This window comes from Halalkalibacterium halodurans (assembly GCF_005671335.1).
In the GTDB taxonomy this organism is placed as follows: Bacteria; Bacillota; Bacilli; order Bacillales; family Bacillaceae_D; genus Halalkalibacterium; species Halalkalibacterium halodurans.
The window spans coordinates 1,916,469-1,940,203 of sequence record NZ_CP040441.1; the positions used below are offsets into that span (position 1 = coordinate 1,916,469).

Sequence of the window (23,735 nt, forward strand, 5' to 3'; positions counted from 1 at the left end):
TAAATGTAGAAGCGAGCCGATTTTGGTTCGCTTCTCTCTTTATCCATGAGAGGATGAGTCGAATGAAAGTCATTACACTTACTGGCTATAAAGCTCACGAGCTAGGGATTTTCTCCCATAACCATCGCGGCATTACATATATAAAAAAAGCCTTTGAACAACAGATCCTTGCCTTGATTGAAGAAGGGGTAGAGTGGTTTCTTATTAGCGGCCAGGTCGGAGTGGAATTATGGGCAGCCGAAGTCGTCATTAAGTTGAAACAAACTCATCCACACATTCAATTGGCCGTTTTGACTCCGTTTCTTGAGCAGGAATCCCAGTGGCAAGAGGCTTCTCGTAAAAAATATCATGACATTTTGGAGGCGGCTGACTTTGTGGACAGTATTACGAAGCGACCGTATGAAGGTCCTACTCAGCTTCGTCTGAAAAACGAATATTTAGTGCAAAAGTCCGATGGTCTACTCGTTCTTTATGACGAAGACAAACCAGGTTCTCCAAGCTATTATTTAGAAGCTGCAAAAAGGCGGCAACAACAGGAGCCATATGATATTCGCTTGATCACACCCCATGATCTTGAATGGATTGCTCAAGAAGATGAAATGAATGACTCAGTAGACATCGACAATTTGTAAAATATCAAAAGGAAATTGACAATCATAGTAACTTTTGAAAAAATAGAAAGAAAATGAACGATTACTGATTTTAATAGTTCTCCGTCATGCGGATGATGATTGAGGTGATAGATATGTATAATCAAGAGGTCAAACTAACGACAAAGGAAATTTTGGAAAAAGAATTCAAAACGAGCATGCGTGGATATAGTCAAGACGAAGTGGATAAATTTTTAGATGTAGTCATTCAGGACTATGAAGTGTTTCAGAAGAAAATTGAACGGCTTGAGCAGGAAATTCATCAGCTTAGAACCGAGGCAAAACGGGCAGCAAGTGAACGTCAGACAAGGCATCAAACAAGTCCGAGTGTCGGTAGCACGAACTATGATATCCTTCAACGTTTATCCAACTTAGAGAAAAAGGTGTTTGGTAACAAGCTTTATGAGTAATAAGAAAAGGAGCGATCGTGGTTGATCCACGTATTTATAGATGGAGCCAGTGCAGGAGATCCAGGACCTTCTGGGGCCGGTATATTCATCGATGATAAAAACGGGCGTTTGGAGCATTTGACGATTCCTTTAGGGAGGCTGTCAAATCACGAAGCGGAGTTTCATGCGCTCATTTACGCTCTGCGCTTCTGTCAAGAGCAAGGATGGAATGAACTTTGGGTTCGAACGGATTCCAAGCTGTTAGAAGAAGCGATTGAAAAGCGATATGTAAAAAATCAACGGTATCGTCTTTTGCTGGAGGAAGCCCTTCTTTTAATTGATCGCTTTAAGCTTTTTTTCATTAAGTGGGTGCCAAGCAAGGAAAATAAAAAAGCTGATGAATTAGCGAGAACAGCCATTCGATTAAATGACATTAATGACAAAAAATAACATTGAATTGATTCGTTTTTTTCGTTATAATAGAGATTGTCGCTTATAACATCATAACCGTTCAGGTAACCGCTGCATCGCATGCGATGTAGAGGAAAGTCCATGCTCGCACAGGCTGAGATGCTTGTAGTGTTCGTGCCTAGCGAAGTCATAAGCTAGGGTAGTCTGGTTCTAAGAACTGGGCTAACGGCAAGGTAAGCACCTACGTTCATCATGAATAGGGTGTGATGCCTTTGAAAGTGCCACAGTGACGTAGTCCGTTTGGAAACAGACGGAGTGGAACGAGGTAAACCCCTCGAGCGAGAAACCCAAAAATTGGTAGGGGAACCTTCTTGAAGGAAATGAACGGAGAGAAGGACGGAAGTTTACTTCTGTAGACAGATGGTTACCACCGGAGTACGAGGTTCATCACCGTTTGTAGTACGAAGGAACAGAACATGGCTTATCGAACGGGAATGAGATGACTAAGATAAGCGGCCATACGAAAACTCCTGTCTAGGGGTTTTTTTATTTTTACACTTTAAGGACGTTTAACTTCTCTGGATAATGAAGAAGTCCGTGTCTCTTTACTCACAAAGAAGCTTAAAAGAAGAAATGTTATTGGTTGCCGGGCTTGATTTGTCATTGCTCGCCTCTACCCGTATAATGGAGACGGGAAAGATGATACATAAGGGAGATAGTTAAATTTATGGAAAAAGTAACGTTGATTGCGACGGCGACGATGGGATTAGAGGCGCTCGTTGCACGAGAAGTTAAAGATCTTGGGTATGAGGATGTGAAGGTGGAGAACGGAAAGGTTACCTTTACATCCGATGTAGCTGCTATTCCGCGAGCCAATTTATGGTTGCGGACGGCGGATCGTGTAAAGTTGAAAGTGGGAGAATTTAAAGCACTTACGTTTGATGAGTTATTTGAAAAAACGAAGTCTCTTCCTTGGGCAGATATCATTCCAGTACATGCGGAGTTTCCAGTCATCGGTCGGTCTGTTAAATCAAAACTATTTAGCGTATCCGATTGCCAAGCCATTGTAAAAAAAGCCGTTGTGGAGAGCATGAAAAAACGATACAAGCGTGGCTGGTTTGATGAAAATGGTCCACTCTATCGGATTGAAGTCGCCCTCCATAAGGATATAGCCACACTAACCATCGACACAAGCGGAACAGGTCTACATAAACGTGGCTACCGCTACCTTCACAGCCAAGCACCGCTAAAGGAGACATTAGCTGCTGCAATGATTATGCTCTCCCACTGGAAGTCAGATCGCCCCTTCGCCGACCCGTTTTGCGGATCAGGCACGATTCCAATTGAAGCGGCAATGATTGGGCAAAACATCGCACCTGGCTTTAACCGAGAATTCGTTTCCGAACAGTGGCATTGGATCGGAAGCGAGCATTGGGATCGAGCACGTGAAGAAGTAGAAGATATGGCGAACTATGACCAGCCACTCGATATCCTTGGTTCAGACATTGACCATCGCATGGTCGAACTCGCACAAAACAATGCGATGGAAGCGGGATTTGGCGACTTGATTTCCTTCAAGCAAATGCAAGTCACCGACTTTCGACATAAAGAAGAGTACGGCATATTAATAGGAAATCCTCCGTACGGGGAGCGGATCGGCGAGAGGGAAGAAGTAGAGAAGATGTATCAAAAGATGGGGGAAGTTTTTCGTGAACATTTAGAGACATGGTCCATCTACATCCTCACTTCCCATGAGGGGTTTGAAGAACTTTATGGCAAACAAGCGACGAAAAAGCGAAAGCTGTATAACGGGAACATTAAAACAGATTACTATCAGTTTTTTGGACCGAGACCTCCGCGTCATCCAGAGGGCTCTCAACAATAAGCTGATCAACGTTCAACCCTAGTCTTTCAAAGGATAGGGTTGTTTTGTGGAAAAATGAAGGAATTAGAAAGGCAAGGCCAACGAAATAGGGAAATTGTGAGGAGTTAGACATGAAAGGACACACACCCATTACTGCTAAGGTGTGTGTCCACATGTATGACTGTTAATTTTTCTCTTTTACTGGTTTTTCATCCCATGCTTCAATGTTCTTTAGGTCAGGCAGGCTGTTTTTGTAAAAGACCGGATCGATTCCTTGTTTACGCTGATGCTGATAATCCGTTAGTGCCTGAACGGCAATTTTCGCCAATAATGCAATAGCAATCAAGTTAACGATCGCCATCGCACCCATAATCAAATCGGCCATTTCCCAAATAATCTGAAGCTCACTTGTAGCTCCGATTAAAATCATGGCAAGAAATGCGAGGCGAAAGACTGTTAGTAAGGCGCGGTTTTGAGAAATAAACTGAATGTTCGCTTCACCGTAATAGTAATTCCCGAGCAATGAACTGAAGGCGAAAAAGAAAATCGCAATTGTCACAAATGTCATCGACCATTCACCTATATGAACGGTTAGTGCCTCTTGTGTTAACTGAATACCACCCATTTCACCGACTGTATAGACGTCAGTTAACAAGATCAAGAAGGCGGTCGCACTACAAATAATAAGAGTATCGGTAAGGACGCTGAGAGATTGAACCAGTCCTTGTTTTACCGGATGTGAGACGTGAGCGGTTGCGGCTGCGTTTGGCGCACTTCCCATTCCAGCTTCATTCGAGAATAAACCACGCCGAATTCCATGCATAATCGCTGCCCCGAAGCCCCCGCCCACGACTTCCTGTATTCCGAAGGCGTTGCCTACAATCAGACCGATGACAGCCGGAACTTGCGTGATATTTAGTAGCACGATGACAAGGGCAATCAATACGTATGCAATGGCGAATGTCGGGACGATGACTTCTGCAATGACCGCAATTCTACGTATCCCACCAAAGACAATGAACGCCATCACAAAAGCGATGATCAACCCAATAAAGAAAGGATTTAAATCATAAGCACCTACAAAAGCATCTGCAATCGTATGTGTTTGAACAGCGTTAAAAATTAATCCGAAACATAACGTAATTAAGATGGCAAACAAAATACCTGCCCATCTGGCGTTTAACGCTTTTTCCATGTAATAGGCTGGTCCACCTCGGAAACCATCCTTATCTTTTACTTTATAAATTTGCGCCAGCGTGCTCTCGATGAAGCCGGTCGCTGCCCCGATTAGAGCAATGATCCACATCCAAAAAATTGCCCCGGGCCCACCTAAGGAAATCGCAACTGCTACGCCAGCCAAATTTCCTGTTCCGACGCGGGCAGCGGTACTAATGGCGAATGCTTGAAAGGAGGACGTTCCTTTCCTTTCTTTAAACGCCTTCCGATTCATTCCTTCCACGAGGAGGCGTCCCATCTCTCCGAGCAATCGAAATTGGACAAAGCGTGAAACGAACGTAAAATAAAGACCGAGCCCTAACAGTAACGCGATTAAGACGTATGTCCAAATGAACGTGTTTCCGACATCCACCAGCCTGCCAAACCACGTGTCGGCACGAAACCAGTTTTCCACCAAATCACTCCTTTATCGTATTCGTCGCGTGCTATTCTAACAGAATATTCTTATGAATTCTAGATTCTAAAAATTCTAAAAATAATAAAAGTCTGGACAAATATCCAACAATGGTTATTATTGTTATTAGGGGTTGCTTTTATACAAGGTCAAGCAACCTGTTCAACTGTTGAATGATGCATTAAATGACATTATTTACAAAAGGAGGGTGAGTATGCTCGTACGAAGAAATCAAGTCGCTAAGCTGCTCTTATATTTTTGTTATGTTATCTTAGGTGTGGCTTTCATTGGGGGACTTACTTTAGGCTTAGCGCATGACATCTATTATTCATTTTCTTTTTTAATTACTTGGGATTATTGGGTAAAAGGTGCTTTATTGGCTGGGCTATTCTTATTTTTCTCCGAATTGATTGAACAAATGCACATCCGTAACTTTAGAAGCGAGCAGATCAAAAATACACCTGAAAACCCTTTGACTCTAGAGCCTGGAACGAAAAATGAATCTAAGTTTCCGATAAGTGAACAAGATCGTCAATCGGTTTACGAGTTTTATGCAGAGAAAGGGGAAGAGGTAGAAGACATTGTTTCGACACCAGTGAAAGACGTTTGTCTTGTCAAGATTGGCGGAGAACTCCGACCTGTCGAAATTGGTGATTTTAAGCCTATAGAACGATCAATCAAGGAGTATCCTGAGCTCCGCCAATGGTATGATCAGCATCAGAAGTAACATTCACGTCTGGTACTCGCACGGTTATTACTTTTCCAACTGTCGTAATGTTAACAGGTGTCTTCATGTAGATTTCTCCATCCATATCGATAGAAAGGACTGGCTCCGTTTCGATCTGGCACTGATCACAGGTCATCCGATCAATATGATCAGACTCATTTACCATAGCAGGGGAGACGAGTCCCTTCACTAGGTCTTTGATGAAAGGGAGACCACCCTCCTTCACAATGTAAATCGTCACAAAAGGCTGTTCGATGGCGTTTTCGTCTAATTGGACAGGTAAGGTACCAAGAAACTGACCGTGCATTACTAATAAGAGAATGGCTTGCCCAGACATGGAGCCTTTCGTTGATGTAATGGTATAAGAAAAAGGAGATGGCTCACGTAATGATTGGAGAGCAGATAAAAAATAGCTAAACCTCCCAAAGGTTTCTTTTAACTCAGGGTTCGTTCCTTCTGATGCAGTTGTGATGATCCCCATCCCGAGGAAATTTGTATAGCAACGGTGATTTGCTTGAATGAGCGGCACTCGTTTCCATGTGCCGCTCTCAAGCAAATTTCCCGCTTCCACAAAGGAAAGAGGAATTCTAAGAGAGCGAGCAAAATCGTTGCACGTCCCAGTTGGTAGGACAACAAGTGGAGGGGGAGAGGGGGATACCGCTAACCCATTTATACATTCATGAACGGTGCCATCTCCCCCCATTACGATCATAAGATCAACTTCCCGCTCACGACAAATCGATTCAATGTCACCTTTTTCTTTGCTTGGAATAATCGTCAATTCTCCAATGCTTTGTAGCGCGCGAGGTACAACATCTTTTAGGTACTTATCTGTTTTTCCGTTTCCTGCTTTTCCATTATAAAGCAAGAATGCCCGTTGAAACATGTGCAATCCCCCCTTGGACGATCGTTTTCAGCATACCCTCTCAAGTAGATCCTTACACGTCGTATCTTTAAATCAACCGTAAAACCCCCAATTAACGGAAGCTTTGCCCGCGGCAAGCGAGTGGTTTTTGAAGCAATCAACTTTCTATAAAATAAACACCTGTTATTAGCTGTATTTTGTACCAGCCTCTAAAAAAACCATGCATAGCAGGTGAAAAGCTGCCAGCATGGTTTTGGATTACACGTCTGGGTTTGGTTGAGCAGGCTCAATAATAGGCGTGTTAGGTTTGTTTTGGTCGTGTTTTCTTTGCCAAAAGATTGAAACAAATGTGGTTGCTGCAAGAACGATCAGGCAAAGGATGAATGGATAGGTGATTTGCACATCAAACAACACACCAGCTAGAGCTGGTCCAAGTACGTTTCCAATGCTCATATAGGCATTGTTCATTCCCATCGCAAAGCCTTGTTCATTGCCTGCAAGCTTTGAAATTAAGGTCGTTAACACCGGCCGCAAAATCGAAGTAGCTAAAAAGATGAACATCGTTACCGCAAAAAACATCCCGTAGCTCGGGGCAAACAGGGAAAGTAAAAAGCCAAAAGAGGCGACACCAAGAAACAACGAGAGCACGGTACGTTCTCCGAGCCAGCGAACGAATCGTTCGACGACAAAGAGCTGAACGATCACACTAATCGTACCAATGGAAGTTAATAAGATCGCAATTTGTCCTGGCGTTGCTCCAAATTGATTATCAACAAACAAACCGAGAATGGATTCGTACGCCATTAACCCAAAACTCATAACTAGAGTGATGACGAGTGGGATAAAATAAGGCTTTTTGACGGATTGTATGAGTTGTTTCACGAGCGGACTTTCGCTTACTTGTTCGGCTGTAAGTTCCTTTGCCTCTTCTGTTTGACTTTCCTTTAATAACATAATCGAGAATAGAACAGCAACCAAAGACAAAATCGCAGAAAGTAGAATCGGCATTTTCAGTCCGAAGTCTGCAAGAAAACCACCAATCCCTGGGCCAACAACAAATCCTAGAGACATGGCTGCTGATACAAAGCTATTTCCTTTCGCCCGTTCATCGATCGTTGTAATGTCTGCTACGTACGCGAAGATAGCTGGGATCAAAAGAGCTGCGCCAACACCCCCGACAACGCGAGAAGCGTAGAGCCACCAAATCGAATCAAAAAAATAAAAAACGAACATGGAAAGGGTTAACCCGCCAAGTCCGAGAATAATCATATACCTACGCCCATATTGATCAGTCCACTTCCCTGCAACAGGTGACATGACGAGCTGTGCCCCAGCAAAAATGGCAATCATGAGACCTGCGGCGGTACCGCCTTCTCCAATTGACTCGAGGTAGGCAGGTAGAATCGGAATAATGATTCCGAAGCTGGCGATCGCAATAAACATGTTGATCATTAACAGAATCATTTTATGACGTTGTTCAGACTTCACGAGCACTCTTCCTCCCTACAGTATGAAATATTTCTAGACACTAAAGACTTACTTATAATAATTGGAAGGGAGATAAGTGTCAATCATTTTAACCTAAAAAAAGTAGGAAATTTACAATGATAGATAAGATGATGGAAGACAGGAAAAGGGAAGAAAAAATGGTTACTTTACGTTGCACAAACGTAAAGTAACCAAGTATGTTTAGTCAAAAGAGCGAACGGTGGACCAGCCGCTTCGATCTGTTGGTGTGGAAAATTCTTGATACTCCTCTTTTGTCATGATTTGAACGGAGGGAAAACGCTCGTTTATATAGGTAATCGTAGCATGACTTCCTGTAACGATGAGTGTTTGTAATTGCTCAGCGGAAAGAGACTCTAGTATGTTTGCCAATCGCTCTCCGTCTGAAGTAGAGCGACTTTGAATGTGCAGTAATAGCCTTTCTTCAGGAAAGGTGTTAAGAATTTCTTCCAAGGTGGGGATAAGACCAACACCGTCCCCACGGAATGGATACGTGTTGTCTCCTTCAAGTTGATAGCCGTAGCCGATGTCGAGTTGTTTTAGCTCCTCTGTCGTATAATCCCAAATGGGACCCGTTCCATTTGTTCGACAATCTAAGTTCCAGTCACGAAATGCGACAAAATTCCCATCACGGGTTTGCTGCAAGTCCACTTCAACGATCGCGGCACCTGCCTCGTACGCCGCTCGAATGGCAGGGATCGTATTTTCAATCGAAGCCGGTTCTGTATTTGCGAGCTGTATCTCGGAACATCCATTGATTTCATCAGACGTTAAAACATAATCTGGGTGAGCTCCTCGGTGAGAAAGGAGGAGGGGCTCATGTTTTGTTTCTTTTGCAAATAATAAATCGGTATGGTTAATGTATAGGACGAACGCAATGGCGATTAAAACAATGCTAACTTTAAAATTAAGGAATGAGCGAAATCGTTTCAAGATATCTTCCCTCCCATGTGACCTACTGCCTATCTTACGCTTTTATCATATGCTCCCCTTTGCGCAGACACAATAGTTATGACATAATAATCAAATGATAAACATGATCGCAATACAGAGACTGGATCAAAGTAGAGGAGAAAGAAAAATGAGAAGTAATCCGTTTCTTATTGTAGAAAGAGGGGTCCCATACGAACCTGGTACCGTTTTTACTGTTAAAAAAGAATCGTGGTCCATTGGACGGTTGGGGAAATCGTGGAAGCCAGATATCGCTTTTGATAATGTGTTTATTTCGAGAAAGCACGCCCTTCTTTACGTTGAGGAGGGCCAAGTGTTTGTAAAGGATTTAGATAGCAAGCATGGTACGTATGTGAACGACCAAAGACTAGCACCCCATGCTCCAGAGCGATTAAGCCACGGAGATCGACTATCGTTAGCGAAGGATATCGTTGTCCTTACATTTTCAGCAATTGATATGGAGGAAACCTTTGACTTAACACCATTTTTGCCTGTGAATGAAAAAAAGAGCAAGGAGCCGTATCCGGATCATGTGAAGCTTGACCCGGTGAAGCAAACGTTGCTCGTGTCAGGGGAAGACTATCATTTTTCGGAAAAAGAATATAAATGCATTGAACTTCTCGTTCAACGATATGGAGAATTTGTCTCAAAGGAGACTTTGCTTCCATACGTTTGGCCAGAGCGAAAACGAACGGATGGTGAAGGGGTCGATGTTAGTGCTGAGGAAGTGAACTCTCTTCTTTATCGTGTGCGGAAAAAGGTCGCTCAATCGATTGAAATCGAAACGATTCGTGGAAAAGGGTACATTCTAACGACCAAATAATCATCTGTTATGAAAAGGGGAGGGATTATGCGTATTCAAGGGATTAACCACTTGCTTTTTTCAGTAAAGTGCTTAGAGCGATCCATTGAGTTTTATAAGAAGGCTCTTGGCGCAAAGCTACTCGTGAAAGGAAGAACAACGGCCTATTTTGATCTTCAAGGAATATGGCTTGCCTTAAATGAGGAGCCGGATATCCCAAGAAATGAAATCCATCAGTCGTACACTCATATTGCTTTCACCGTTGGGGAAGAGGAAATGGAGGAGGCATATGAACGTCTTGCTGGATTAGGGGTAAATATTTTAAAAGGGCGACCACGGGATCCACGTGATCGCCAGTCCATTTATTTTACCGATCCTGATGGCCATAAGTTTGAATTTCATTGTGGAACATTGAACGACCGATTAGACTATTATCGGGAAGCAAAGCCGCATATGACTTTCTTTGATGATTAAACGTCGTCCTCCCGCCGTAAGGGCATCGTGCAGCATCGGAACGAACCACCGGATTTGATAATTTCTGTAATGTCCACTTCTATCACATCAAAGCCGCGCTTGCGCAGTTGCTCATTAACATTCGTGTTTACAGGCAGACTGATGACGCGCTTATGGCCAATTGATAGCACATTGGTACCGAGCGTGAATTGTTCTTCTTCTGTGACTTCGATCAAATCATAGCGAGAAGCGATCAGCTTCTCTTCTTTTCTGTTCATTACACCTGGATAAATGAGGGCCTCGTGGGGAGAAACGATATTAAACACGCAGTCCAAGTGTAAATATTTTGGATGGAATGGAACGGGGATTACCTCATACTCAGGGAGAAGGCGTTGGATATGCTCAATCGCTGCCATGTTTGTACGGTTACTGATGCCAATGTAGATGGAATGGCGATCGATGATGACATCGCCTCCTTCGATCTCATCACTTACTAAGTTGTAATAAGAAATGCCTTTCAGTTCGAGCCACTCTTTTAACGTGTTCTCTTCCCCTTTGCGAACATCGTGCGCCATATCGGCGACGAAGGTCGTTTGCCCAAGGGTGAAGCCAATGTCACGAGTAAACACCTGTTCAGGGTATTTTTCGTTGACGGGAAGTAGATGAACGTTGACACCGTGTTTTTGCAACACGCGGACAAACTCATGGTGCTGCTCCATTGCAATTTCAATGTGGATGTCTTCGTTTTTAAATTTTTTTTGCGTTTCGTTAATCATGTTTCGCAGCGTCATATGCTTTGGTTCACAGACAATGACATCTTTTAAAACGCCATATTCTGTTTTGCATTGGGTGAGCGTTGTTGGTCTTTTTAAGAGTCCCATTTGTTCTCTCCTTTCTCCGTTTTCCATAGCATACCCGTCTGCCTGTTTTCCATGAGCTGTCATGAGTCATAAGGGAGGGCCTTCTAAGCCATACTAATAAAAAAGAGAAAGCAGGGACGTTTGATGTTTAACAATGACACTGGAGGAGGGCGATTTTTTATCCCTTTCCTCCCAATAGATAATACAGAAGATGTAAAACAAGCTCATGACAGTTATGATTTCTATGTAGGAGAAGAGTATCTTGGCAAATGTGAGCTGATGACGGCGTCAGAAGAGGCAGACGATGTCTTATCCTTTCTAGAAAAACAAGGACTAAGAGTAGAGGGAAAGCTTGATGGAGATCATTTTATCGTTCAGCCCATTCACGCAAAGGAGAATGAAAAAGTGAAGCGAGCTGTGGAAGTTTTTTTGCACAATCGATAGGTTTTATCCAGTCAGCCCTCTACATCGCGAGAGGGTTTTGACATGTAGATTAAAGATAGCGACGAGTGAATCGAACAACTTGAGCGTCTTGATCGTTTGAGCGATTCAAAATTGGATCGATTCATATAGACAAGAGTAATGAGTCATGTCGCGAGGAGAGAGTAGGATGGATTTTACCGTACAGTATGTATCCTTTTTTGTTATCCGTATGGACGGACAAGGGGAACAAGTGACCAAACACTTTACACATTTTCAAACATTAGATCAAGCTGGCTATGAACATAGCACGCTATCGTCCTTTTTAGATGGGGAATTGATGAAAATTTCAAAACGAAAGGTGGACCGCTTTCCGAAATCGGACAACGTACCAACGAAAATCGGTCGCTTTACCGTTGAACCTGGGCATGGTCTGTCATCGAACCCGAATTATAATCAATTTCAGCGCCTTCTGATTGCCAAGAACCCCGAAGCCTTTCAGAAGGAAGGCGAAGCGTTAGTCCGTGGGTATATGGATACGAGTGCGATCCGAGGAGGGGCGTTCATCGTCATTCGGGCTAAGCTAAACCAATACATGGACAACCCCTTTTTGTTTCTTTTAAAATGCGACTTTGAGCAAAAAGTGGCTCATATTTCTGACGCTTCCACGTTAATCAAGGAAGTTGAAATGGCGATTACAACTAAAAATATGAAATCGATTCAGTATCCGTATATGCCAGAGGAAGGAATGGTTGAGGAAGGTGAGTTAAAGCTTCATCAAGCGTCACATGCCCGTTACTTTGAAGATTTTTTACCATTTGTCACATATGAAAAGCCAATGCCCGAAATCATCAAAGAGCATGTCATCCAGCAGGCCCATTCTCATATTGCCGCCACATATGAAGAGCAAAGCGATGTGCGAATGGCAGAAGAGGAGCGACTTGAAGCATGGGCGAACACGCCGAAGCGCGAGTTGCAAGAGCAATGGACGCCAGAGCAAGTCATAGAGGCAGCGGCTCCGATTGTCGAACAACAGCCTGAGCTTGAGTTAAAACTAAAGCTAGACCATTTGCAAGTAAAAGCGATGCTGTCTGATTTTGGTGAATCACTCCACATCGCAAAAACAAACGGGAAATACGTCTTACTCATTGAAGGGGATTCGTTTCAGTTTGAGAAAGGCTATTCGCCGGTTGAATTTTTAAAGCCAGAGCCATTGGAAGAGGTGCTAAAGAAGATAAGGGGATAAACATATAAGAAGTGTAAACCTTGGGAAAACTGGTAGCGGTGGCCATCATTGTGAATACGAGCTTAGGAGGGAGCTACCTCAATAAATTAACTTTTGAGGTAGCCTCCCTTATCCATTTTGCTGTTTATGCTTCCACATCAAGTAACGATAGCGAATGGTGCAGCCGATACAAAAGCCACAAAGGGCAAGTCCTGCTGCAACGACAACCATGATCGAAAAGATAAGTCCGAGTATAGAAAAACCTGTAGCAAACGTAAGAATGGCGATCCCGATGCAGATCGTTGCAATCCATTGATTGAAGCGTTGTTGATCCGCATCTTCTGGCGGATACGTGTCAGCAGGTTTTTTTAACAAAGGCTGAAATGTGATCATGATAAGGTTTTTACGAAACGCTAATGCGATCACACCAACGACAAAAGGCAGCCATAATATCCAAGGACTCACAATTACCCCGAGGATGACCGTAATGACGAGAAACAGTTGATTGATCTGAACGAGCGGCTTTGGGATACTCAATTTGTACTACTCCCCCCTGAAGGTTTTAGCTTACGAAAAGTATAACAGGAAGACAGGGGTTAGTGAAAGTGTGACGATTGCCGCATGAAAAATCATATAGTGTTCATTGAAAAAATGTGAAACTTTTTCTTGCCTCAATACGTCTTAAAGGTAAAAGAGAGGAACATGGAAGGGGACATCGACAGTGAAATGGCTCTTATATGGATTGGCTCTGTTTCTGTTGGCAGGTTGCGGAACTGCTCATTCAGTCGATGGGGATCTCCCTCCTTTTTACCAAGGAAAGGTTGTTCATGTAAGTGTAGTAGATGAGAACCAGGGGTTTGTGCTGTTAACTGGGCAAGGATCAGACGAAGGAAATGACTATCAGAACTTCTCATTTACAATCAATGAGCAAACCAATATTGAAGATGAGGAAGGGAAAGAAACGTCCATTACCGAAATGAACGAAGGGGATCAATTACTTGTTTGGCTCCCGAGTGGGGATGCCTCAATCCGTGAAAGCTATCCGCCTCAGGCGAATGCGGGGAAAATCGTGATTGTGGCAGAAAACAATGGCGGGCATGAGGAAAGAAGGCGGTAATTCCGCCTTCTTTCTTCATGCCTACACTTCCGCTTCTAGAAAATATTTAGCACGACTCGTTTCGACGATTAGTTGATTTCCGTCGGCAGAGATGGTCATCCCATCTTCCAGTTGAATATCGAAGCGATGATCTGGTAGTGGACCTGTTGCATGTTCGGAGCCTTGAATGGAGCCTTCCCCATGAAGCACAAGTTCATGATTGGCTACATAACCGTCTAAATCTCGATTCTCACTATCAATAAAAGTAACGGCCTCTAGCGTCATAGAGACTTGATCCGAATCGGTTATTGATGCCATTCCTGTTGCATATTCCTGTTTAGAAATCATCAACTTCTGATCTTTGTGAGCCTCAAGCCAATCGGTTAATTGTTCCCGTGCATCCATGTGTGGACCCCCTCTTGCTAAATCTCTTACGTAGTGTACCCAAAGAGGGCAGAGCTATGCGATGGGTGAGCCATTAGGGGCCGGTGTATCTGGTTTAAGTAAAATAACATCTCCTTGTTCGGGAACACTGCCGAGAACAAGCACCTCCGACTTAAATCCAGCCACACGTCTTGGTGGAAAGTTGACAACTGCCACTATTTGTTTGCCAATCAGCAGTTCAGGCGTATATCGCTCGGTCAGCTGAGCGCTGGATTGCTTGACACCTATATCCTCGCCAAAATCGATCGTTAGCTTGTACGCTGGGACACGAGCCTTTTCTAATGGTTCGGCCGTTAGAATCGTACCAACACGTAAGTCGATCTTTTGAAAATCTTCGAACGTTGCCACAAAAAGCACTCCTTTCTATTCGTCATCATCGATTGTAAACAACGGTTTCATGAAAGGTGATGCTTCAATCAAGAAAAAAAAGCGCCTAATGTAAGGTGTTACGATAAGCCGACGGGGTCATCCCTTCCACTTTTGTAAACGCGCGGACGAGCCCTGACGGATGGGTATAGCCGACTTCTATACTAATTCTTGCGACAGACCATGTCGTTTCCCCAAGTAGCCGTTTCGCTGCTTTCACTCGAAGCTTTTGCAAATACTCGCTTGGAGACATCCCAGTGTAGCCTTTAAACCATGATGAATAATAGGCTGGGTGGTAGTGCTCGATGGCTGCTAAAGTCTCGAGCGATAACGGTTCGGAAAAATGCTGCTTCATATAATGTATGGAGGCAGGGAGTGTCTTTTTTGCCAACTTGCTCGTTAAATAGTCGACGAGCGGGCGCAATGATTGGCTGGAAGCAGGCTGATATGCTTCCCCTCGAAACAGATGACAAAGGGCTCCCCACGTTTCATCAAGTGCTACATGCTGCTCTGTCGTAACCGCATCCCCAAGAAAACGAGCAGGGATATCAACGACTAAAAATTCATTTCTTGCGACAGCCCGAAAGCGGTGGTTAACATGAGGGGGCAAATAAAGCCCGAAGTTCGCCTCTAATTGAAACGTATCATAAACGGGGGTCTGGATTTCCATTGCCCCATGTAATGCAAACAACATTTGTCCATACGAATGATCATGAGTGTTGTACTCACGTTCGTACGTTCTCGTTTCGCATTGGATCGCATTCATTGGTGAGCCACCTTCCTGTATGTTCCTGTCAGTCAAAAACGGAATCTGAACACGAAAATAGACGAGCAGGCGAGCCGCCTATAGTTCACATTGTATCGGATAAGGATGAGAAGCTCCAGATGAAAACGTTTTTTATTTTAAGGGGAGCAACTGTAAAAACGCTTCTACTTGTGGAAGGCTAAGGGCTTCTTCTTCATAAAGTACCCATGTTTGCCGCTCAAGCGGTTGGTTATCGAGCTGAAGAGGAAGCTTATGGAAACATTGATCCGACACATCTTTTATCGCCATCTCCGGTAAGATCGCTGCACCAACTCCCCGGAGCATGAGCTGTTTACATGTTTCAATTTGATCGACAGAAACATGACCACGGAAAGTGAAGCTAGTAACGCTTCGCATCCATGCTTGAATAAGTGCTTCGAGGGAAGGATCACTTTTCCATTGAATCAGCGGTCGCTTCTCAATCGGAATGTCCTTGTCAAATACAAGATATAGAGGATCTGCTAGAAGCAAATGGCTCGCTTGCTCAGGCAGTCGATCTCCGCGAAAAATCGCCACATGATAGGAGGAGAACGTTCGGCGAATTTGATCACTTGTCGTTGATATGAGCTCAATGTTTACGCGCGGATACGCTTTCGTATACTTCTCTAACAGTGGCGGAATAAGATAATGGCTGACAACGGAAGAGATGCCGAGCGATAATCGCCCCGAGACAGACCCTTTCATTTGTTCAAGCTCTTCGCGAAGTCGCTCTGTCCGCCAGAGTGTTTCTTGTGCAAATGTAAGTACCTTTTCTCCAAGAGGTGTAAGCAATAGCTTTTTGTGTGTGCGAATAAAAATTGCCCCGCCCCATAAATCCTCCATTTGCTTGAGTCGCTGGCTAATCGCTGGCTGTGATAGGTGCAAGGATCTCGCTGCGCCTCGCATCGTCCCCGCCTTGTGAACATGGATTAATAGCTGACAGTCATCCAGTTTCATTGCGCCCACTCCTTGATAATTTTTTCAAATCAAAGATGATTAAAAAGATAAAGTATCTTAATCTATTCAATTTGATTATAGTAAATAGTGGAGAATGTGGAAAGGGGGGAGGCCGATGCGCGATCAAGCTTTTACCATCTACATATGTTTTTTTCTCGCTGAAGCTGGGCGTGCCATTCATTTCGTGACGGTCACATAGATGATCTATTATGAGACAGAAGACCCACTTGTTCTCGGAAGTCTTGTTGGCTTCGGCTTTTTACCAAGTGTGCTTTTAATGCCGTGGATCGGTGTCATAGTGGATCGGTGGATACACAAGCACCTTGTTATCATTGCGTTGCTTACGAGTAGTGGGGGAATGGCGGTTTTTTAGGCGTCATTTTGTTGGATCACATGCAGATTGGATGGATCATTGGCTGCCATATGCTTATACAAGTCGCAGGCTCTTTGTTTCGTCCCGCGATTCAAGCTTTTGTTGCGGAACAATTTCAATTAAAGGAACTACCTGTAATCTATTCCCGCTCATCGGCTTTAGGTATTTTAGGTGGTTTACTTGGTGCTACTGCAGGTGGACTCATGACAGGCTACCTTGGCGTTGTCGTTTCGGCCATTGTGCATGGCTGGCTCGATACGACAATAGCTCTAGGCGGGGCTACTGCCGGAATGGCGGGTGCATGGTGGTGGAGGCAAGCGAAACATCATGTAGTGACTCATTCCTTTTTCATCATTGTACTCGGCTTGACTATTGTGTTTTTCTCCTCCTCTTTTTACAGTGCAATGATTGGCTTGTTTCTCATCGGTGCTGGAACGACATGGGTCAGGGTGCTGCTCCAATCGGTGCAACAGATGGCGACCGATCGTGCGTACCACGGGAGACTCGCAAGTTTACGTATGCTTCTCAATCAAGGAGCTGTTACGATTAGCGCTCCGGTCTTTGGTTTTGTGGCAGTACAAGCGGGAGTAGAGTTTATTTACGGGATTCTCACTGTTCCGGTCGTTTTCTGCATCGTATACGGCTGGGTATTATCAAGGAAACAGAGGTTTAAACAATTGATAGAGGTGGCGGCATAATTGTTCAGAAATGATTCCATATGGATGATATTTATGGTATTGTTATCCAATGAGAGACTTACCATCTAGTCACTACGTTGGATGCTCGGTATAAAGAAAAGGAGAGAAGAACGTTGTATCAGGAAATAAAAGGTGTCAGAGTATGGGGAGATCCAATAGAGAACGCTGTTGATCAAGCAGTAACATGCGCTCAGCATGGGGATGTAGAACAAGTACTGTTGATGGCTGATCATCATAAGGGCTATAGTCAGCCGGTCGGTGGTGTCGTTGTGTATCGAAATCAAATCTCACCTTCAGGGGTAGGATATGACATTGCATGTGGCAACAAGGCTGTAAAAACAAATGTGAAATATGTGGATATAAAAGATCAGCTATCTAAGATTATGGATGAATTGGCTCAATCGATTTCTTTTGGGGTTGGCAGAAGCAATCGCGAGAAGGTAGAGCATGACCTTTTCGATGATTCTGATTGGAGCGTTTATCAAGAAATAGGAAAGCAGGAGCATGACAATTTAAAGACGCTGGCGAAAAAACAGCTAGGTACGGTAGGAAGTGGCAATCATTTCGTTGACCTTTTTGTCGAGGAAGCTACAGGCGACGTTTGGGTGGCAAACCATTTTGGCAGTAGAGGATTTGGACACAAAACGGCGAGCGGCTTCATGAACTTGGCCAAAGGAGTAAAGTTTTCTGATAAAGTCAAAGGCGAACGGATGGAAGATGCCCCTACACTCTTAGACTTAGATTCTGAAATTGGCGACATGTACTACAGGGCGATGCAACTTGCAGGTAAATATGCATATGCTGGCCGAGATTACGTGATTCAAAAAGTGTTAGACATCTTGCAGGCAGAAGCTGTTTTTTCTGTACACAACCATCATAACTTTGCGTGGAAGGAAACGCACAATGGCGAAGAATATGTCATCGTTCGTAAAGGGGCAACCCCATCTGCACCAAACCAGTGGGGCTTTATCGGTGGAAGCATGGGTGACATTTCCGTGATCGTTCGCGGCGTGGACAGTGAGGAAAATAGAGACGCTTTTTATAGTACAGTTCACGGAGCTGGTCGCATCATGAGCCGGACAGAGGCGGCTGGAAAAATGAACTGGAAAACCCGGACGAGAAGTGGTGGGAAAATCACACCGGATCAGATGAAGCAAGCGATTAAAGAATATGGTGTTGAATTACGCGGCGGTGGTACGGATGAAAGCCCATTTGTTTATAAAAAATTAGCAGACGTTTTAGAAGCGCACAAACAGACGCTAAGCATTGAACATGTGTTGAAGCCAATTGGCGTCTGCATGGCAGGCGAAGGGGAATTTGATCCTTATAAAGATTAGAGAGGCTGCATTATTGTAGCCTCTCTATGTTATGTACAATACGTAATGAACGCATAACGTATATTTAGTGAAGGGGAGATTGGAAAAGCGGACTACTTGCGGTTACGTGAAAATTCCTCTACAATACAAAGCGTAATTATTACGATTTAATTTAAGGGGATTTCGGATGTAACTTACGTGGCTTATTAACGGAGGTGGCATCCATGGCTGAACCGTTTCTTCGTTTTTGATTAAAAATGGGGAAGATGATAAATTGTTTCTGTAATTCAAATCGTAATGATAACTTTTATCAATTATTTAGACGTGGGAAAGGAGCATAAAATGAACATAGGAAAAATACCTGTAACTGTGTTAAGCGGTTATTTAGGAGCCGGAAAAACAACGGTGTTAAATCATGTGCTGGCCAATAAAGAGGGGATGAAGGTGGCGGTCATCGTCAATGACATGAGCGAAGTTAATATTGATGCCACTCTTGTCAAACAAGGAGGGTTTACTCGAACCGATGAGAAGCTTGTGGAATTACAAAACGGCTGTATTTGCTGCACACTCCGAGAAGATTTAATTATTGAAGTGGAAAAGCTTGCGCGGCTCGGGAATATTGATTACATCCTAATCGAATCCACTGGAATCTCTGAACCGATTCCGGTTGCACAAACGTTCACTTATCTTGATGAAGAACTGGGAATACATTTAGGGGACCGTTGTACACTCGATACGATGGTGACTGTCGTTGATGCCAACCGCTTTTGGGAGGATTATGAGTCAGGGGAGAGTCTTCTGGATCGTAAGCAAACGGATGATGAGGCGGATACACGGGAAGTTGTCGATTTACTTATTGACCAAATTGAATTCGCCAACGTCATTCTCTTGAATAAAGTAGATCTTGTCGAGGAAGATGACGTACGGGAACTGACTGCTGTTTTACACAAATTAAATCCAGAGGCTGAGATTTTGCCAGTTTCCCACGGTCGTGTAGACTTGAACCGCATATTGCATACAGGTCTGTTTGATTTTGATAAGGCAAGCCAAGGTGCTGGCTGGATTAAGGAATTAAATGAGGAGCACACCCCCGAAACAGAAGAATATGGAATTTCATCGTTTGTGTATAAACGGCAGCGGCCGTTTCATCCTGAACGATGGATGGAATGGTTGGAGAATTGGCCGCAAGAGGTAGTGCGTGCGAAAGGCTTCTTTTGGCTAGCGACGCGCAACGAAATGGCAGGGCTTATTTCTCAGGCCGGGACTTCGATTGTCATTCAAGGAGCTGGACTCTGGGTCGCAGCTTATGATAAAGAAGAGCAACAACAAGTGTTGGCTGAAGAACCAGAGTTAGCTGCGCGCTGGCACCGTAAGTACGGGGATCGAATGAATGAGCTTGTCTTTATTGGACTTGATATGGATCGAAAGGAAATCGAGAAAAGTCTTGACACCTGTTTATTAACAGACGAAGAGTTGGGACAAGACTGGTCTGCCTTACCAGATCCTCTGCCATCGTTTACTGAACAGTAATCTAAGTTGACACTCCCTTCTACTATTCTCCTCCTTTTCTATATATAATGGATGAAGGAGGAGAGGCATTATGTTTGGGTCAATCGGAGCATTCATTTCTCAAATCTATGAAACTGTTAAATTAGAAACCTTTCGCTTTGTCGATTGGCCATCGATTTCCTTTGATCAGCAAAGAGTGGAACGATTAAAGCGACAAGTGGATGAGTACTCTTATCAATCCGTTGCGTTGTTTCCGACAGTGAAAACGATCATTGAGCAGATCAAGCAAAAAACGGAGAAAGCAAACGAGAACAATCGATCACGAACGAATGCGTATTTAACGTTTTTCAGCCGTCATCCAGAAGTCCATTGGGCATTGCTTGCCCACATTGTATCTCGTAATTATGGTTGGCGAATGACAGATCTTCAAGGGAGCTTGTTACATCCGTTTCTATCGTTCGAGCAGAAGGAAGCTTTTTATCTTTTTTTCGAGCAAGCCAATTCGGTCATCTTTCAGGATGCCTATCCTCAGCTGCTGCTATTTGAAGAAAGTCTTAAGCATGGAAAACCGCTGTTTCATCTACTTCCATCACTTGGGGTCTCCCGTTTTATGATCCCTTTCTGGGAAGATTTTTTTCAAACCGAAGATTCTAAAATGGTCACGACAGCCTTACTCATAAATGAACAATATCGCCTCGAATCAACAATGGCGAACTATCGGCAACGTATCACATCGGCACTTGCCGATTCTCCATATATCATCGAACAGTTTTTATCCCGACCGTTCATTCTCGTTCCTTTTGCGACGAAAAAAGTGCCACGAACAGTTGTTGGAATGAGGATGAATGAGTGGACAGAGGTAGCCGAACGGATTCAACAGAACAGAACACTTTATGCTCTCACCTTTGGCTTGCCAAGGCATCGCGAGTCATATGAATGGTTTGCGAAATCCTTTAAACCTTCAGGATCTCGCGAAGACATGTGGCCACACTTGTTTTCTAGTGATAAGCGAGCGGTACTACAGCAGGGGCATCGCTCGCTTGTTAAGGGAAAGCCTTTTCTACATAGTCCTACGTTGTCTCAAGCGTGGGGTGAGCGAAAGAAGGCAGTCCGAGACACTGAAAGCGATTGGTATAAAAAAGAAGCGTTTTTGCATTTTGGCGAGGTGACTCCGCCCGATACGTTTGTACAAACAGAGAAATTTGCTACCTTCATCGATCTCTTATTTCTAATTTCTCGTATTGGTAGCGATTGATTATGCTTTCCAGACAGAAAAGTTTGTGAGCATGAGATTTTGTTCACAATATCTAGTGCAGGTTTGCTATGATATAGGCTGGAGTACATGATCAAGGATCTAAAGGAGAGAAAGATGAACCGTTCACTACCGTTTCCACTGTCAAAGCAGCAACAGTTCTTTGACCAGCTAGGGGATTATATTGGCGATGTTTTTTATGAAATGTTACCAGAGAAAGGCTATGAATTGCGCGATGAGCAAATTTTTATGGCGTTTCAACTCGAGCAAGCGTTTAAAAAGAGATCCGTTATGTTTGCCGAAGCAGGGGTCGGCACTGGTAAAACGTTTGTTTATCTACTTTATGCAATCTGTTATGCACGTTATACAGGTAAGCCTGCGATTATTTCCTGTGCCGACGAAACGTTGATTGAACAGCTTGTGAAAGAAGAAGGAGATATTCGTAAATTAGAGCAAGCTCTTGGATTTGAGGTGGATGTTCGTCTGGCGAAAGCGCGAGAGCAATACGTTTGCATGCGCAAGCTAGACCCACTTGTCCAGCAATTCGGTGACGATGAGGATGTGACCCAAGTTCACGAGGAAATTCCATCGTTTGTGTTTAATGATTCACCCTCAATGCAGCAGTTTCGTCGTTATGGAGACCGAAAAGACTATCCGTGGGTGTCCAATGAAAAATGGGAACGAATGGCATGGGACCCTCTACAGCCATGCACGACCTGTGAATGGAGACATCGCTGTGGTCAGACGCTCCATCGCGATTATTACCGGAAAGCGACCGACCTGATCATCTGCTCCCATGATTTTTACATGGAGCATGTGTGGACGAAGGAATCACGAAAGCGGGAGGGACAGCTTCCTCTTTTACCAGAGGCGAGCTGTGTTGTTTTTGATGAAGGGCATTTGCTTGAGTTTGCAGCGCAAAAAGCCTTAACGTATCGTTTTCACTTAGCCACATTGCAAAACGTATTGACGAGTTTTATGGACCAGGATGTAAGAGAGAAGACCCTTTATGTTATCGAGGATGTTTTAGCCCTTCATGACGAATGGTTTCACATCCTTCAGACGACAGCGGTGCCAGTTGAGGGCTCCAACCGCAAGGAGGTACCGTTCGGTCCGGAAATGCTTGAGCAAGCAAAAGCGTTATACGGTAAAGTTCAGCAACTGCTTGAAGAGCTTGTCTTTGATTCCGAAATGTATGTTGTTGAAGAATATCATATGAAGATGATCGAGGAGCATTTAGAGTTCCTTAGCTACGGTTTATCGATCTTATTGAAAGAAGGAGACGGGATCTTTTGGCTTGAGGAGACAGAAGGGGAAACAACGTTTGTCATTATGCCACGACTTGTGGAAGATGTTCTTCGTCAAGAGGTTTTTTCGCTTAACATCCCGTTTATTTTTTCGTCTGCGACCTTATCGCAACGCGGAGATTTCAGCTATCTTGCCAGCGCATTAGGGATTGAAGACCCGCTCACTTTTTCTGTCGACTCCCCGTTCGATTACGAAAGGCAAATGCAAGTGAAAGGGCACATTACGGACGAAGAGATGAAAAAGTGGGAGGTCATTGGACAAGCACTACGCGAAAATGGTGGCAGTAGTTTGATTCTCTTCACATCACAGGAAGAGATGAATCGCTTTCGCCGGTGGGCAGAAAGCAGTGAATGGTCATTTTCGATTCTTTATGAAGGGGACAGAGAAATTAGCGAGCTTGTGAAACAATTTCAAAAGGAAACGGATACGGTGCTTTGTTCTTATCACTTGTGGGAAGGTCTAGATGTTCCTGGAGAGGCGCTCACGCAAGTGGTGATTGCATCCTTGCCTTTCCCGCCAAAGGATCCTGTTTTTGAAGCGAAACGTAAGCATGCCAGTGATCCAGAAGTTGAAGTGGATCTTCCGTATATGCTCCTACGGTTTCGCCAAGGGATCGGCCGTTTGATTCGTAGCCATCATGATCATGGAAATGTGCACTTATGGATGAGCACAAACGAGAAGAAGGCATACAGTGAGTCAGTAGCTGAAGTGGTACCCATTCCGATCGATTGGAAAGAGTGACGAACGAGTCGTCGCTCTTTTTTTAATAAGAAAAAACCGTTAGGAGTTTCTGTCATTTACTTAAAAGAACCAATAGTGGAAATATATGATAGGTAAAATATGCGTTGATTCATATTTTACAATTATTTATAATAAACT

At 43.9% G+C, this 23,735-nt stretch carries 26 protein-coding genes and 1 other RNA gene; 17 read left to right on the forward strand and 10 right to left on the reverse strand.

The genetic code is table 11. From position 1 onward, the window contains the following. Positions 1-62: 62 nt before the first annotated feature. From FED51_RS09460 to FED51_RS09480, 5 genes are all read left to right on the forward strand, one after another. A complete protein-coding gene (locus FED51_RS09460; RefSeq protein ID WP_053431304.1) occupies positions 63-632 on the forward strand; it encodes an SLOG family protein in 570 nt (189 codons plus the stop codon). A 113-nt stretch (positions 633-745) separates the two neighbouring features. Next, positions 746-1,060 carry a cell division regulator GpsB gene (gpsB, locus tag FED51_RS09465; protein ID WP_010897930.1) on the forward strand — a complete coding sequence of 105 codons (315 nt, stop codon included), beginning with the start codon at positions 746-748 and terminating at the stop codon, positions 1,058-1,060. A 21-nt stretch (positions 1,061-1,081) separates the two neighbouring features. After that, positions 1,082-1,489: a reverse transcriptase-like protein gene (locus FED51_RS09470; RefSeq protein WP_053431303.1), complete on the forward strand. Its 408-nt coding sequence runs from the start codon at positions 1,082-1,084 to the stop codon at positions 1,487-1,489. Positions 1,490-1,546: 57 nt separating this feature from the next. Beyond that, an RNA gene (gene rnpB / locus FED51_RS09475) (RNase P RNA component class B) lies at positions 1,547-1,939 on the forward strand. A 238-nt stretch (positions 1,940-2,177) separates the two neighbouring features. After that, a complete protein-coding gene (locus FED51_RS09480; RefSeq protein WP_053431302.1) occupies positions 2,178-3,335 on the forward strand; it encodes a THUMP domain-containing class I SAM-dependent RNA methyltransferase in 1,158 nt (385 codons plus the stop codon). Between the two features lie 163 nt (positions 3,336-3,498). Here FED51_RS09480 and FED51_RS09485 read toward each other — a convergent pair whose 3' ends face one another. Further along, complete coding sequence (locus FED51_RS09485) at positions 3,499-4,944, reverse strand: alanine/glycine:cation symporter family protein (protein ID WP_053431301.1); 1,446 nt, start codon at positions 4,942-4,944, stop codon at positions 3,499-3,501. A 214-nt stretch (positions 4,945-5,158) separates the two neighbouring features. Between FED51_RS09485 and FED51_RS09490 the strand changes: the two genes are divergently transcribed. Then, positions 5,159-5,671, forward strand: a complete 513-nt coding sequence (locus FED51_RS09490) for a hypothetical protein (RefSeq protein WP_053431300.1) — start codon at positions 5,159-5,161, stop codon at positions 5,669-5,671. On the opposite strand, the gene FED51_RS09495 is transcribed toward FED51_RS09490, so the two are convergent. The 3 genes from FED51_RS09495 to FED51_RS09505 all read right to left on the reverse strand — a co-directional run bounded on the left by FED51_RS09495 (position 5,622) and on the right by FED51_RS09505 (position 8,975). Next, positions 5,622-6,557 (reverse strand): diacylglycerol/lipid kinase family protein, encoded by a 936-nt coding sequence (locus FED51_RS09495; RefSeq protein WP_053431299.1) that lies wholly within the window; start codon positions 6,555-6,557, stop codon positions 5,622-5,624. The two genes, FED51_RS09490 and FED51_RS09495, sit on opposite strands and share 50 nt — an antisense overlap. A gap of 237 nt (positions 6,558-6,794) precedes the next feature. After that, positions 6,795-8,024: an MFS transporter gene (locus FED51_RS09500; protein WP_083445622.1), complete on the reverse strand. Its 1,230-nt coding sequence runs from the start codon at positions 8,022-8,024 to the stop codon at positions 6,795-6,797. Between the two features lie 201 nt (positions 8,025-8,225). After that, positions 8,226-8,975 carry a glycerophosphodiester phosphodiesterase family protein gene (locus FED51_RS09505; protein WP_053431298.1) on the reverse strand — a complete coding sequence of 250 codons (750 nt, stop codon included), beginning with the start codon at positions 8,973-8,975 and terminating at the stop codon, positions 8,226-8,228. A gap of 148 nt (positions 8,976-9,123) precedes the next feature. Here FED51_RS09505 and FED51_RS09510 point away from each other — a divergent pair, with 148 nt between their 5' ends. Together FED51_RS09510 and fosB are read left to right on the forward strand one after the other, a co-directional pair. Then, a complete protein-coding gene (locus FED51_RS09510; RefSeq protein WP_010897938.1) occupies positions 9,124-9,816 on the forward strand; it encodes an FHA domain-containing protein in 693 nt (230 codons plus the stop codon). A 27-nt stretch (positions 9,817-9,843) separates the two neighbouring features. Then, positions 9,844-10,269: a metallothiol transferase FosB gene (fosB, locus tag FED51_RS09515; RefSeq protein ID WP_010897939.1), complete on the forward strand. Its 426-nt coding sequence runs from the start codon at positions 9,844-9,846 to the stop codon at positions 10,267-10,269. On the opposite strand, the gene FED51_RS09520 is transcribed toward fosB, so the two are convergent. Then, positions 10,266-11,129, reverse strand: a complete 864-nt coding sequence (locus FED51_RS09520) for a dimethylarginine dimethylaminohydrolase family protein (protein ID WP_010897940.1) — start codon at positions 11,127-11,129, stop codon at positions 10,266-10,268. The two genes, fosB and FED51_RS09520, sit on opposite strands and share 4 nt — an antisense overlap. 123 nt (positions 11,130-11,252) lie before the next feature. Between FED51_RS09520 and FED51_RS09525 the strand changes: the two genes are divergently transcribed. Both FED51_RS09525 and FED51_RS09530 read left to right on the forward strand, forming a co-directional pair. Then, the gene (locus FED51_RS09525; protein ID WP_010897941.1) at positions 11,253-11,552 is read left to right on the forward strand and encodes a hypothetical protein; all 300 of its coding nucleotides are present in this window, start codon (positions 11,253-11,255) and stop codon (positions 11,550-11,552) included. A 166-nt stretch (positions 11,553-11,718) separates the two neighbouring features. After that, positions 11,719-12,774 (forward strand): DUF3900 domain-containing protein, encoded by a 1,056-nt coding sequence (locus tag FED51_RS09530; RefSeq protein WP_053431297.1) that lies wholly within the window; start codon positions 11,719-11,721, stop codon positions 12,772-12,774. A gap of 108 nt (positions 12,775-12,882) precedes the next feature. On the opposite strand, the gene FED51_RS09535 is transcribed toward FED51_RS09530, so the two are convergent. Next, the gene (locus FED51_RS09535) at positions 12,883-13,290 is read right to left on the reverse strand and encodes a DUF4395 domain-containing protein (protein WP_053431296.1); all 408 of its coding nucleotides are present in this window, start codon (positions 13,288-13,290) and stop codon (positions 12,883-12,885) included. Positions 13,291-13,474: 184 nt separating this feature from the next. Between FED51_RS09535 and FED51_RS09540 the strand changes: the two genes are divergently transcribed. Beyond that, positions 13,475-13,870, forward strand: coding sequence for a hypothetical protein (locus FED51_RS09540; RefSeq protein WP_010897944.1), 396 nt, complete (start codon positions 13,475-13,477; stop codon positions 13,868-13,870). A 21-nt stretch (positions 13,871-13,891) separates the two neighbouring features. Here the strand turns inward: FED51_RS09540 and ymzB are convergent, their stop codons facing one another. The 4 genes from ymzB to FED51_RS09560 form a co-directional block, all read right to left on the reverse strand. Then, complete coding sequence (gene ymzB / locus FED51_RS09545; RefSeq protein ID WP_010897945.1) at positions 13,892-14,254, reverse strand: protein YmzB; 363 nt, start codon at positions 14,252-14,254, stop codon at positions 13,892-13,894. Positions 14,255-14,308: 54 nt separating this feature from the next. Next, the gene (csaA, locus tag FED51_RS09550; RefSeq protein WP_010897946.1) at positions 14,309-14,641 is read right to left on the reverse strand and encodes a chaperone CsaA; all 333 of its coding nucleotides are present in this window, start codon (positions 14,639-14,641) and stop codon (positions 14,309-14,311) included. Positions 14,642-14,726: 85 nt separating this feature from the next. Continuing rightward, a complete protein-coding gene (locus FED51_RS09555) occupies positions 14,727-15,425 on the reverse strand; it encodes a helix-turn-helix transcriptional regulator (RefSeq protein ID WP_053431295.1) in 699 nt (232 codons plus the stop codon). 132 nt (positions 15,426-15,557) lie between these two features. Further along, positions 15,558-16,400 carry a LysR family transcriptional regulator gene (locus FED51_RS09560; protein ID WP_010897948.1) on the reverse strand — a complete coding sequence of 281 codons (843 nt, stop codon included), beginning with the start codon at positions 16,398-16,400 and terminating at the stop codon, positions 15,558-15,560. 199 nt (positions 16,401-16,599) lie between these two features. On the opposite strand from FED51_RS09560, the gene FED51_RS09565 reads away from it, so the two are divergent. From FED51_RS09565 to FED51_RS09590, 6 genes are all read left to right on the forward strand, one after another. Continuing rightward, positions 16,600-16,773: an MFS transporter gene (locus tag FED51_RS09565; RefSeq protein WP_138090461.1), complete on the forward strand. Its 174-nt coding sequence runs from the start codon at positions 16,600-16,602 to the stop codon at positions 16,771-16,773. Positions 16,774-16,784: 11 nt separating this feature from the next. After that, complete coding sequence (locus FED51_RS09570; RefSeq protein ID WP_053431294.1) at positions 16,785-17,471, forward strand: MFS transporter; 687 nt, start codon at positions 16,785-16,787, stop codon at positions 17,469-17,471. Positions 17,472-17,584: 113 nt separating this feature from the next. Continuing rightward, the gene (locus tag FED51_RS09575; protein WP_053431293.1) at positions 17,585-18,808 is read left to right on the forward strand and encodes an RtcB family protein; all 1,224 of its coding nucleotides are present in this window, start codon (positions 17,585-17,587) and stop codon (positions 18,806-18,808) included. Positions 18,809-19,129: 321 nt separating this feature from the next. Continuing rightward, entirely contained in the window at positions 19,130-20,317 is a 1,188-nt protein-coding gene (locus FED51_RS09580) for a GTP-binding protein (RefSeq protein ID WP_010897951.1), read from the forward strand. Positions 20,318-20,387: 70 nt separating this feature from the next. After that, entirely contained in the window at positions 20,388-21,551 is a 1,164-nt protein-coding gene (locus FED51_RS09585) for a DUF2515 family protein (RefSeq protein ID WP_053431292.1), read from the forward strand. 114 nt (positions 21,552-21,665) lie between these two features. Next, positions 21,666-23,597, forward strand: coding sequence for an ATP-dependent DNA helicase (locus tag FED51_RS09590; RefSeq protein ID WP_010897953.1), 1,932 nt, complete (start codon positions 21,666-21,668; stop codon positions 23,595-23,597). Positions 23,598-23,735 lie beyond the last annotated feature (138 nt).

Coding starts and splice junctions, on each gene's coding strand:
- FED51_RS09590 (WP_010897953.1), top strand. CDS start 21,666: ATGAACCGTTCACTACCGTTTCCACTGTCAAAGCAGCAACAGTTCTTT.
- FED51_RS09555 (WP_053431295.1), bottom strand. CDS start 15,425: ATGAATGCGATCCAATGCGAAACGAGAACGTACGAACGTGAGTACAAC.
- FED51_RS09490 (WP_053431300.1), top strand. CDS start 5,159: ATGCTCGTACGAAGAAATCAAGTCGCTAAGCTGCTCTTATATTTTTGT.
- FED51_RS09560 (WP_010897948.1), bottom strand. CDS start 16,400: ATGAAACTGGATGACTGTCAGCTATTAATCCATGTTCACAAGGCGGGG.
- FED51_RS09495 (WP_053431299.1), bottom strand. CDS start 6,557: ATGTTTCAACGGGCATTCTTGCTTTATAATGGAAAAGCAGGAAACGGA.
- FED51_RS09530 (WP_053431297.1), top strand. CDS start 11,719: ATGGATTTTACCGTACAGTATGTATCCTTTTTTGTTATCCGTATGGAC.
- gpsB (WP_010897930.1), top strand. CDS start 746: ATGTATAATCAAGAGGTCAAACTAACGACAAAGGAAATTTTGGAAAAA.
- FED51_RS09565 (WP_138090461.1), top strand. CDS start 16,600: ATGATCTATTATGAGACAGAAGACCCACTTGTTCTCGGAAGTCTTGTT.
- FED51_RS09520 (WP_010897940.1), bottom strand. CDS start 11,129: ATGGGACTCTTAAAAAGACCAACAACGCTCACCCAATGCAAAACAGAA.
- fosB (WP_010897939.1), top strand. CDS start 9,844: ATGCGTATTCAAGGGATTAACCACTTGCTTTTTTCAGTAAAGTGCTTA.
- FED51_RS09480 (WP_053431302.1), top strand. CDS start 2,178: ATGGAAAAAGTAACGTTGATTGCGACGGCGACGATGGGATTAGAGGCG.
- ymzB (WP_010897945.1), bottom strand. CDS start 14,254: ATGGATGCACGGGAACAATTAACCGATTGGCTTGAGGCTCACAAAGAT.
- FED51_RS09585 (WP_053431292.1), top strand. CDS start 20,388: ATGTTTGGGTCAATCGGAGCATTCATTTCTCAAATCTATGAAACTGTT.
- FED51_RS09580 (WP_010897951.1), top strand. CDS start 19,130: ATGAACATAGGAAAAATACCTGTAACTGTGTTAAGCGGTTATTTAGGA.
- FED51_RS09460 (WP_053431304.1), top strand. CDS start 63: ATGAAAGTCATTACACTTACTGGCTATAAAGCTCACGAGCTAGGGATT.
- FED51_RS09510 (WP_010897938.1), top strand. CDS start 9,124: ATGAGAAGTAATCCGTTTCTTATTGTAGAAAGAGGGGTCCCATACGAA.
- FED51_RS09525 (WP_010897941.1), top strand. CDS start 11,253: ATGTTTAACAATGACACTGGAGGAGGGCGATTTTTTATCCCTTTCCTC.